Annotated in this window: 8 protein-coding genes; 5 read left to right on the forward strand and 3 right to left on the reverse strand. The window is 67.4% G+C overall.

Annotated features, from left to right (window positions below; all coding sequences use genetic code 11):
* The coding region (locus E1261_RS38780; protein ID WP_238176700.1) for a neutral zinc metallopeptidase at nucleotides 1-656 on the forward strand (656 nt) is incomplete at its 5' end.
* A 103-nt stretch (nucleotides 657-759) separates the two neighbouring features.
* Complete coding sequence (locus E1261_RS38785; RefSeq protein WP_238176701.1) at nucleotides 760-1,560, forward strand: phosphatase PAP2 family protein; 801 nt, start codon at nucleotides 760-762, stop codon at nucleotides 1,558-1,560.
* On the opposite strand, the gene E1261_RS38790 is transcribed toward E1261_RS38785, so the two are convergent.
* The gene (locus E1261_RS38790) at nucleotides 1,503-3,650 is read right to left on the reverse strand and encodes a bifunctional SulP family inorganic anion transporter/carbonic anhydrase (protein WP_238176702.1); all 2,148 of its coding nucleotides are present in this window, start codon (nucleotides 3,648-3,650) and stop codon (nucleotides 1,503-1,505) included. The two genes, E1261_RS38785 and E1261_RS38790, sit on opposite strands and share 58 nt — an antisense overlap.
* Before the next feature lie 191 nt (nucleotides 3,651-3,841).
* Between E1261_RS38790 and E1261_RS38795 the strand changes: the two genes are divergently transcribed.
* Nucleotides 3,842-4,615 carry an SDR family NAD(P)-dependent oxidoreductase gene (locus E1261_RS38795; protein ID WP_132414742.1) on the forward strand — a complete coding sequence of 258 codons (774 nt, stop codon included), beginning with the start codon at nucleotides 3,842-3,844 and terminating at the stop codon, nucleotides 4,613-4,615.
* Nucleotides 4,616-4,618: 3 nt separating this feature from the next.
* Here the strand turns inward: E1261_RS38795 and E1261_RS38800 are convergent, their stop codons facing one another.
* Nucleotides 4,619-6,667 carry a fibronectin type III domain-containing protein gene (locus tag E1261_RS38800; RefSeq protein WP_238176703.1) on the reverse strand — a complete coding sequence of 683 codons (2,049 nt, stop codon included), beginning with the start codon at nucleotides 6,665-6,667 and terminating at the stop codon, nucleotides 4,619-4,621.
* 198 nt (nucleotides 6,668-6,865) lie between these two features.
* Here E1261_RS38800 and E1261_RS38805 point away from each other — a divergent pair, with 198 nt between their 5' ends.
* Nucleotides 6,866-8,350 carry a lysyl oxidase family protein gene (locus E1261_RS38805; protein ID WP_238176704.1) on the forward strand — a complete coding sequence of 495 codons (1,485 nt, stop codon included), beginning with the start codon at nucleotides 6,866-6,868 and terminating at the stop codon, nucleotides 8,348-8,350.
* Nucleotides 8,351-8,409: 59 nt separating this feature from the next.
* On the opposite strand, the gene E1261_RS38810 is transcribed toward E1261_RS38805, so the two are convergent.
* The gene (locus tag E1261_RS38810; protein ID WP_132414744.1) at nucleotides 8,410-9,933 is read right to left on the reverse strand and encodes an MFS transporter; all 1,524 of its coding nucleotides are present in this window, start codon (nucleotides 9,931-9,933) and stop codon (nucleotides 8,410-8,412) included.
* Nucleotides 9,934-10,056: 123 nt separating this feature from the next.
* Between E1261_RS38810 and E1261_RS38815 the strand changes: the two genes are divergently transcribed.
* Nucleotides 10,057-10,788 (forward strand): LysR family transcriptional regulator (locus E1261_RS38815; protein WP_132414745.1); only part of this gene is annotated, 732 nt, incomplete at its 3' end.

Below are 10,788 nucleotides of genomic sequence, written 5' to 3' on the forward strand. Positions count from 1 at the left end.
GCAAGCTCACGCCGTCCGGGTGCAAGGAGCCCGCGGGTGGGATGACCTCGCTGGCGGTCGCGCGAGCCTACTACACCCACCTGGTTGCCTGCCTCAACAAGGCATGGGCGCCGGTGGTTCGCCAGGCCGGGTTCACGTTCAGGCCGCCGCGGCTGGTCGTCCTGCTGGGGCAGTCGCCCGACTCGGCGTGTGACATGCCGGACGGGGAGCTCTACTACTGCGACGGCACGATCTACATGGATGCGAAGCCCGACCTCGACTACGAGAAGGAGAACCGGGCCGCCAACCGGGCGCTGATGGTCTTCTTCATCGCGCACGAGTACGCACATCACATCCAGGCGCTGACCGGCATCTCGAAGGCGCACGACGAGCGCAACCTGAAGCTGAACGGGGTCGACGTTCAGCTGCAGGAGACGCGGCGGATCGAGCTACAGGCGGACTGTCTCAGCGGCGCGTTCCTCGCGTCGATCCGCCCGACGTTCCCGATCGGCGCCCAGTGGGTGCGGGTCTGGAGCGAGACGTACGCGCACTACACCGACCCGAACAGCGACCACGGGCAGGGAGCGACCCGGAGGGCGTGGAGCCGGAAGGGCTTCACCAAGGCCGACGTGAGTGCCTGCAACACGTTCGTGGCTTCGCCTGCCCAGGTGAGCTGACCGATCGGGCAGACCGCCGAAGTGTGACCCCGTTCACTGCAAAAACGAACGACCGTTCTTAGAGTGGAATCTCAGAGAACGAGCGTTCGGTTTGGGGGTCATCGTGGCGCAGCTGACTCTGGAACGGGTCGGGGTGGATCCGCGGCGCGGAGGGGTGCGGCGGATCGTGCGGGAGGCCGGGCTGCTGGCTGTGCTGTTCGGGGCGTACAACCTCGGGCGGCTGGTGTCGGCCGAGCACGCAGGATCGGCGTACCGGCATGCGGTGGATCTGATCGGGTGGGAGCGCGCGGTCGGGTTGCCGAGTGAGGCGGCGGTGCAGGGGAGTGCGCTGCGGGTTCCGGGGTTGGCCGAGGGGGCCAACCTCTTTTATGCGGGCGTGCATTTCCCGCTGACGGCGGCGGTCCTGCTCTGGCTGATGATCCGGCGGCCGGGGGTGTACGGGCAGGTTCGCTGGGCGCTGGCTTCGTTGACCGGGCTCGCGCTGATCGGGCATCTGCTGTTCCCGCTGGCGCCGCCGCGGATGATGCCGGGCTGGGTCGACACCGGCGTCGTACTAGGGCAGTCCATGTACGGCGCGGATGCCGATGCGGGACTGGCTAATCAGTTCGCCGCGATGCCGAGTCTGCATGTCGGCTGGGCGTTCCTCATCGCGGTCGTGCTGATCCGGATCTCCACGTCCCGCTGGCGCTGGCTGTGGATCGCGCATCCGGTGCTGACGTTCGCGGTGGTTGTGGTGACGGCCAACCACTACTGGTTCGACGGGCTGGTGGCGATCGCTCTGGCGATCCCACTGCTCATGGTTTTCGATCCCGGCACCGCACGAGGGGGCGGCGCCGGGATCGAAACTCAGCGCACGGTACGGCGGCCCGCGGTGGCGAGCTCTTCGTCGGCGCGGACCAGGTAGGGCTCACGATCGAGCACCAGCCGGGCCGCGGCCGCGCCGATGTCGAACCAGAGCCCGATCAGCTCCAGCCGTCCTTCGTCCTCGGCCTTCCGGACACACGCGAAGCTGCGCAGGTTCGACAGCTGTACGCCGACATTCGCGACCGAGAGTTTGTCGGCCGGCGACAGCTTCACCCCGGTGGCCGGATCGACGATGTCGGGCATCGCGACCGCCCGCCGTACCGATGGCTCGAGATGGCGCAGCCAGTTCTGCAGGCCGGTGCCAGCCGGGGTCTTCGCCTGCAACGCGGCCGCCGCGGCACCGCAGTGCGAATGCCCGCAGACCACGATCGACCGGACGCCGAGCACCTCGACGGCGAACTCGATCGCGGCGTCGACGGAGTTGCTGTCCGAGCCGTTCGGCGGGACGAGGTTGCCGATGTTGCGCACGCAGAACTGGTCGCCGGGGCCGGTGGACGTGATCAGGTTCGGCACGATCCGCGAATCGGCGCAGGTGATGAACAGCTGCGTCGGCCGCTGGCCTTCGGCCGCGAGTTTGGCAAGCATCGGCCGGATGTGATCGGCCGACTCCTCGAACGCGCGGATGCCGTCGAGCATCGAGGCGCGCTGGTCCGGCTCCGCGATCACCTGGGGTTGCCAGGGCAGCCGGCGCTTGGGGGCGGAGCCGAGCGCGGCCCGGAACGCCATCCGGTTCAGCTCGACCGAGCCGCCGCGGGCTAGGTGGCCGCGGCGCCAGTCCTCGATTGCCTCGTACGCCGCGTGGTCGAGGTGATCGACCGAAAGGTCCACGCGGACCCGGGCACCGGTCGGGATGGAGCGCAGCGTCCGGATCAGCGACGAGACGCCGAGGAACACGAGGGTGCCGCGGATCTGCACGGTCCACTGCCCGTCCTCCTCGGTCGCGGTGACCGTTGCCCTCGACAACCGATACAGCACCCGCGCGATCGCGAGCACCAGGCCGATCAGTACGCCTTCGGCCAGTCCGAGTACGGCGACGCCGGCGCCGGTGACGACGTACACGAGGAGTTCGTCGTGGCGGCGTAACGTGCGGATGTGGGCGAGCTGCACGAGTCGCAGCCCGGTCACCAGTAGCACCCCGGCCAGCGCTGCCATCGGGATCAGCTCGAGCATCGAGCCGGCCGCGAGGACGAACGCCGCGATCCAGAGACCGTGCATGATCGCGGAGGCGCGCGTCTTGGCGCCGGCCGCGACGTTGGTCGAGCTCCGGACGATCACACCGGTCACAGGCATCCCACCGAGAGCGCCGGAGACCGCATTGGCGGCACCTTGCCCGATCAGCTCGCGATCGAGGTTGCTGCGTTTGCCGTTGTGCAGCTTGTCGACGGCAACGGCCGAGAGCAACGACTCCACGCTCGCGACCAGCGCAACAGTCAGCACCGCCGCGATGATCTGGCCGGGCGTGCCATCCGGGATGGCCGGCAGGATCAGCTCCTGCAACGGTTGGTCCGGCAGGTTCACCCGGGTTACATCGGGCATCCAGAGCGCGGCCAGCGCCGTCACGGCGACCACCGCGACCAGCGGCGCCGGCACCACGTTGACCTTGGGCAGTCGCGGCCACACAAGCAGGATCGCGACGGTCAGCACACCGACCAGCACCGAGTGTGGATGGTGTGCGACCAACTGGCCGGGAAGCTCAGCCACGTTGGCGATCAGCGAACTCTGCGCCTGACCACCGAGGACGACATGGAGTTGTTGGACGGCGATGGTGACGCCGATGCCCGCGAGCATGCCGTGCACGACAGCGGGGGAGAGCGAAAGCGCGAGCCGCCCGATCCGGGTGACTCCGAGCAGGATCTGGACCACACCGGCAGCGCAGGTGATGCCGGCCGTGGCGGCCCACCCGAACTGGCCGACGAGGCCCGCAACGACAACGGTCAGGCCCGCAGCAGGGCCACTGACCTGGAGAGGTGAACCACCGAGGGCACCGGCGACCACACCGCCGACGACCGCGGCGACGAGGCCGGCGATCAGCGGTGCGCCCGATGCTGCGGCGATCCCCAGCGAGAGCGGTATGGCGATCAGGAAGACCACCAGCGAAGCCGGTAGGTCATGGTGAAGAATCGACCTCAAGGAAGTGGTTCTCGAGGCCGGTGGCGAATGGGAAGTTGACATGGTCGGCACGGGTCCCTCCGGCGTCTGGTGCTCACGGCATCTGGCGTCGAAACAAAGAGTGTCGATCTAGTCACTCACTGTACTGGGCCGCTCAAGCCCACCCAAGGGAAAATCTCAATTCGTTGCCAGAAGCATCGAGGAGGAATGCAGTGGATCTGCAACTGTCCGGGAAAGTTGCCGTCGTCACGGGAGCCAGCAAGGGAATCGGGCTGGCCTGTGTCGAAGCTCTGGCCTGGGAGGGCGCGACGGTCTTCGGGATCTCGCGCAACCCGGTCAATCTCGGCGCCGCCCGGGAGCAGCTGGCGGCCAAGGGACTCGAGTTCATTCCGGAGCTCGCCGACCTGACCGACGCGGACGCGACCGCCGAGGTGTTCGCGAAGATCGGCGTACCGGACATCCTGATCAACTGCGCGGGAGCCGCCCGCCAGATCCCGGTCGACGAGCTCAGCAGCAAGTCGTTGCACGATGCAATGGAGTCGAAGTACTTCACCTACATGCACGCCACCGAGGCAGTCATCCGCGGGATGGCCGAGCGCGGCAGCGGCACCGTGGTGAACGTGGTCGGCTCGGGTGGTAAGGCGGCGAACCCGCTGCACATCGGCGGCGGCGCTGCGAACGCGGCCCTGATGCTCGCCTCCGTCGGCTATGCCAAGGCGTACGCCGGGCAGGGGGTCCGGGTGAATGTGATCAACCCGGGTCTGACGCTGACCGGCCGGATCGACGACCGCCTGGACGCCGCGACCCGCGCGACTGGCCGGCCGCGCGACGAGCTGCTGACCGAGATGGTGGCCGACATCCCGCTGGGCCGGCCGGCCGATCCGGCCGAGGTTGCCAACGTCGCGATCTTCCTCGCCTCACCCAAAGCGAGCTACGTGACGGGTGCCGTCATCACGATGGACGGCGGCACCGCGTCGATCATCTAACAGCTAGACAGTGATCCAGTCGATGTCCGCGATGTAGCCGGACGGGTTGCTGACCTTGAGCGAGTTCGACCCGGCGGTGAGCTTCACCGGCAGGTAGACGACCTGCGGCGTACCCCAGTCGTTGTCGCCGAGACCGTGGTAGTTCACCCAGTAGCTGTCACCCTCGTTCACCGTGAGCATGCTCTGCCGGCTGGTATCGCCGTCGGTGTAGGCGATCTTCACCAGGTACGTCCCGGTCGTCGGCACGGTGATTCCGTTCAGGGTGACCGAGGCGTCGTACCCGATGTTGCCGATCTTCTTCCCGCCCGAGCACAGCGTGCAGCCGTTCGCACTGGCGTTACCGGTGAGGGTGCTGGTGGCCGCCTCGGCTTCGTACCGCACCGGCCCGCCGTTCTTCGCGGTCAACATCGTGATCGGTGCGCTTGCTGCCGACGTACGGCTGCCGTCGACGCCCTTCACCGTGAACGTGTACTGCGTCTGCGGCAGCAGCCCGCTCACCACAGCGCTCGTGGATGAGGTGCTCGCCACCTGCTTGCCGTTGGCATAGACCTTGTACGACGACGCGCCGGTGCTCGGCCGCCAGGTCAGGGAGGTGGTCGTGCGGCTGACGTCGGTCGCGGTGAGGTCGGCCGGGATGCTCACCGACGGGCGATCGTTCGGGGTGATCTTGTACAGCTTCGAACCGTGCGCCGGCAGGTTCGCGCTGACCGAGCCGACGACATTGCGAGTGTTCTGGTCGGCCCAGATATCGCGGACGGTCGCCTTGCCGTTGATGCCGAGCTGCCCGAAGTCACCGGTGACGGTGGCCGGCGTCTCGGCCAGGTTGAACAGGCCGACCGTGACACTGCCGTCGGCGTTCTTCGCGTACCAGGTCTGCTGCAGCTGGTCCTGGTTCAGCGGGCGGGCCGGGTTGCCGGACTGGTTGATCGCGATGACCTCGCGGTTCGTCAGCAGCTTCAGGCCGTACGCGTCCAGCTTGGTCATGTCGTCACCGACGAACAGCGGTGCCGCGTTGATCGCCCAGAACGACATGTAGCTCTGCCGCTCGGCCTCGTTCAGGCCGTCCATCTCGCCGACGCCGACGTTGATCGCGTCCAGGTTGTTCCAGTGCCCGGGGCCGGCGTCGTCGATCCACTGCGGCAGATCCCACCAGCGCTGCTTCACCGAACCGTCCCAGCGGACGATCGTGTCGCAGTAGCACTCCACGTCCGTGTCGATCCGCCAGCCGTTCGAGTTCTGCTTCCAGACCTCGGCGTACCGGTGACTGAGCGACCACGACAGCGTGTACTGCATCGGACGGCCGGCGTTCTGCACCGAGCGCCACCAAGCCTCGACGTCCTCGGTGTTGTTGTGGTTCGGGTCGTCCGGCGCACCCTTCCAGGAGCCCGGGCCGACGCCGTCCATCTTGATGAAATCAACGCCCCACGAAGCGAAGAGTTTCGTGATCGAGTCGGCGTACTTCTGTGCGCACGGGCTCTCGTAGTTGATCTTGTACGCCGCGTCCCAGCCGTTGGTCTTGCGCAGGTCCGGGTAGACGATGTCGCGGGTGAAGCAGCCGGGCGCGTCGTGGATCGGTGTGTTGCCCTCGCGGTACACGTCCATCCCGAGACCGACCACGGTGTAGATGCCGAACTTCAGCCCGAGCTTGTGGATATCGTCGCCCACCGCCTTCATGCCGCGCGGGAACCGCTTGAGGTTCGCGACCGGCCGGCCGTACTCGTCACCGCCGTCCTGCCACCCGGCGTCGATGTTGATGTACTCGTAGCCGTACGGCTTGAGCTTGGTCGCCATCGCGTTGGCCTGGGCGAGGATGTTCTTCTCGCTGATGAAGCTGCCAGGACCATCCGGGTTCACGCCCGGGTAGTTGGTCGACTGCAGGCTCCAGGAACTCCAGCCCAGATAGGGCTTGGCCGCGAGCTGCGGGTACTTCGCCGGAACCGGGCGAGGGTCCTGGACGGCGAGTGGCTTGGCGGCGTCGGCTGGGGACATCACGGCTGTCGTCGTCACCAGAGCGACGGCAGCCAGGACAGTGGTGACACGGCGTCTGTTCACGGGGCCGAGCGTAGGGTCGCTTAATTTACATCGTCAAGTATTCAGGTCCGATGACTGTGAGTGCCGGTTGTGACACGGATGGCACGCGACTGTGATCAACCTTCGGTGGGGGGTTGCGCGTCGTACGCACAGAGGCCGGTTCGTGAGGACCCGGCCCGATGTGGAGGGGGTTCCATCATCATTACGTCGAACAAAGCCGTGCGAACGGCGATCGCGGCAGCCAGTGCTGCCGGTCTGGTCGCCATCGCGGCGACCAGTTCATCGGCTGCAGGTCAGGCGGTGCCCGCCAGGCCCGCGCTGGCTCTGGTTGCGCCGGCGACTGACATCACGCTGACCGGCGACCCTGAGCAGGGCGTCGATCTGAATCTCGGCACCCACCTGGTGGCCGGGAACGCACCGATCGAGGTGCGCGCGACGCGGGCCAACTACAAGTCGCCGGTGGTTGCCCAGCGGATCATCAATGGCAAGGCGGTGGCGATGCCGAAGGGGCTCGTCACCGACTTCGGCGGTCTGTCGAAGTTCCTGCACATCACGTTCACCGATGCTGCGGGCAAGAAGGTTCTCGACCAGGACCAGACGTTGTGCCTGAACGGCGAGGGTTCGCGGACCCGGCCCGATGCTCCGGCCACTTCGCCGTACCCGGACGACTGTCGTGCCAACCCGTTCACCCAAGGTGCGGTCTGGGGAGTGCAGAAGGGCTGGTCGGTCAACACCGCCTGGTGGGGTCAGGAGCCGGTCAAGATTGCCGAGGGCAAGTACAAGGCCACGGTCTCGGTGAACAAGAAGTTCCGCGACTACTTCAAGATCCCGGCGAACCAGTCGTCGGTGACCTTGAACGTCACGGTCAAGCACGAGGACCACTGCGACCCTGGGCATCCTGTCCAGGGCTGCATCGCCGCCAAGGGCAAGAAGGTGGAGGGCAAGAAGGGCACCGCGCTGAAGGCACATGCCGCGCGCCCGAAGGGCAAGGCGAGTACGCCGAAGGGTCCGAAGCCGGACCTGGTCTCGGTGCCGGCCTGGGGGATTCAGGTCGCACCGGGTGAGGCAGGCACGCCGGATGCGGGCAAGGACTTCCTGGCCTTCTCGGCGACGGTGTGGAACGCAGGACCGTCACCGCTGGTGCTGGACGGATTCCGCCAGAAGGGCAAGGACCTGATGGACGCGTACCAGTACTTCTACGACGACAAGGGGAAGGAGATCGGGTACCAGAACACCGGCACGATGGAGTGGGACCCGCGCGAAGGCCACACCCACTGGCACTTCACCGACTTCGCCCGCTACAGCCTGCTGAACGGCAAGCAGTCCGAGGTCGTCCGCAGCCAGAAGGAAGCCTTCTGCCTGGCCGCGACCGACTCGATCGACTACACGGTGAAGAACGCCAACTGGCACCCGATGAACACCGACCTGCACACCGCCTGTGGCGATCACACGTCGCTGTCGGTGCGTGAGGTCCTGGACGTCGGATCCGGTGACACCTACGAGCAGTTCCGGCCGGGGCAGTCGTTCGACATCACCAACCTGCCGAACGGCGAGTACTTCGTCGAGGTGAAGGCGAACCCGGAGGGCAAGCTGTTCGAGGGCAACACCAAGAACAACGTCGCTCTGCGCAAAGTGATCCTGGGCGGCGTCAAGGGCGCCCGCACGGTCAAGGTCCCGCCGGTCGGCGTGATCAACGTTCCGTAAGAAGATTCGGTCCCCCGAAGGCTGCCTTCGGGGGACCGTCTCGTGTCAGCGGTACGGCGTTATCGCCGCAGCCGGCTGCGATTGCGGCGTGGCCGTCCGTCGGCCGCGCAGCGGTGGGTGTCACCTGACCACCTGACGTGTGCAGTGCTGGTTGGTGGATGCTCGACGCGAGTCGGGGCGGACAGTTGGATGGTGTTCTGCTCGAGGGCGAGGCGGATCGGGACCTGGTGCCAGGGGGAGCGGGTGCGCACCAGGACGACCCGGAAGCGGCCGTCGCGGCGGAGCCGGAGACCGATGAGGATGGTGGCGATCGCCGGCACCAGGCCGGCCAGCGCGAGGCTGATCCGGGCGCCGAAGTTCTGCGCGATCAGTCCGACCAGCGGACCGCCGATCGCGCCGCCGCCGATGAACACCAGGTTGTAGATACCGGAGACCCGGCCGCGCAGACCGTCCGGCGTGGTCAGCTGCACCATCGACTGGCAGGCAGTCAGGAACATCAGCGTGGCCATCCCCATTGCGGCCAGCACCGGGATGAAGGTCCACAGTGACGGCTGGACCGCTGCCAGCACTTGGGTGATCGTCAGCAGAGTTGCGATCCCGACCAGGTTGCGTAGCCGGGTCGGCCGGACCCTGCGCGCCGACAGCAACGCGCCGACCAAGGCCCCAACTGCGACCACCGAGTTCAGTACGCCGTACCCGGTGGCGCCGGTGTGGAAGACGCGGTCCGCGAATGCGGTCAGGGTTACCGGCAGGCTGATCGCGAACATGCCGTAGATGCCGACGAGCGCGATCGCCCAGCGGACGGCGGGCTCGTGGAACGCGTACCGCAGGCCGTCGCGCAGTCCGTCACGGATCCGCAGCCCGGTCTGTCTGGCCGCTTTGCGCGCGGGCATCTCGCTCTCGCGCATCATGGTGAGCGCCGTGATCGAGGCGAAGAACGTGCACGCGTTGATCGCGAACGCCCAGCCGGTGCCGAGCGTGCCGAGCAGTACGCCGCCCAGCGCCGGACCGATCATGCTGCCGAGCTGGAACGTCGACGAGACCATGCTGATCGCGTTCCGGACCCGGTCGCGGCCGACGAGCTCGGTGACGAACGACTGCCGGGTCGGGTTGTCGACCGCGGTGGCCAGGCCGAGGAACAGGGCCATCGTGTAGACCTGCCAGACCTGCACCTGGCCGGTGAACGCGAGTACGGCGAGCACGCCGGCCGCCGCGCCCATCGTGGTCTGGGTAACCAGCAGGATCTTCCGCTTCGGGAACCGGTCCGCGATGACGCCGCCGTACAGACCGAGCAGGAGGGTGGGGAGGAACTGCAGGGCGGTGGTGATACCGACCGCGGTGGCGCTGCCGGTGATCGTCAGCACCAGCCAGTCCTGGGCGATGCGCTGGATCCAGCCGCCGGTCGAACTGACCAGCAGACCGCTGACCAGGAGGCGGAAGTTGCGCACCTGCAGGGCGCTGAAGGTTTCGCGGAACCCCGGGCGGCGGAAGGGCTCGCTGGTGGTGGCTCGGTGGGTGTGACTGTGGCTGTGGGTGTCGATGGCGGGGTCGGGACGGACAGTACCGCTGGCCCGGGTGGTCAAAAGGATTCCCTACACGAGTGGGTGGTCAGGGGAGGACATGTCCATCCTGGTCGATCACTCCTGAATTCCGACAGCGAATTACTCCTATTACTCTTATTGCGTCCCGTGATAGGAGGTCCATCGATGTACGACCCGGACCAGCTGCGGACGTTCCTCGCTGTCGCCCAGTCGCTGAGCTTCACCCAGGCGGCCGAGCGACTGGGGATCCGGCAGCCGACGGTCAGCCAGCACGTCCGCAAACTCGAGGCCGCGGTGGGGAGACCGCTGTTCCTGCGCGACACCCGCACAGTCACCCTGACCGCCGACGGCGACGCCATGGCCGGTTTCGCCCGGACCATCCTGGCCGCGCACGAGGAGGCGGCCGGCTACTTCACCGGCTCGGAGCTGCGCGGCCGGTTGAGGTTCGGCGTCACCGACGATCTCGCCCTCACGCCACTGCCCCGGATCCTCCGCGACTTCCGCCAGCTCTACCCGCGCATCGACCTGGAGCTCACCGTCGCCCAGAGCCCCAACCTGCTCCGCCGAGTCGAGTCCGGCCACCTGGACCTCGCCTACGTCAAACACTCCGTCGGCACCGGCTACGAGCCCAACGGCCGCCTGGTCCGCCGCGACCCACTCGTCTGGGCAGGCATCGCCGGTACGCGGATCGCTCCGGACGGCCCGGTCCCACTGGTCGCCTACCAGGCTCCCAGCCTCAGCCGCTCCCTCGGCGTACAGACCCTGGAGCAGGCCGGCCGCTCCTGCCGAATCACGTGCATAGTCCGCGGCGTCAACGGCGTACTGGCCGCCGTACGCGCCGGCCTCGGCATCGCCATCTTCGCCCGCACCCTGATGCCCGCCGACCTGGTAGAACCG

This window comes from Kribbella albertanoniae, assembly GCF_004348455.1.
Lineage (GTDB): Bacteria > Actinomycetota > Actinomycetes > Propionibacteriales > Kribbellaceae > Kribbella > Kribbella albertanoniae.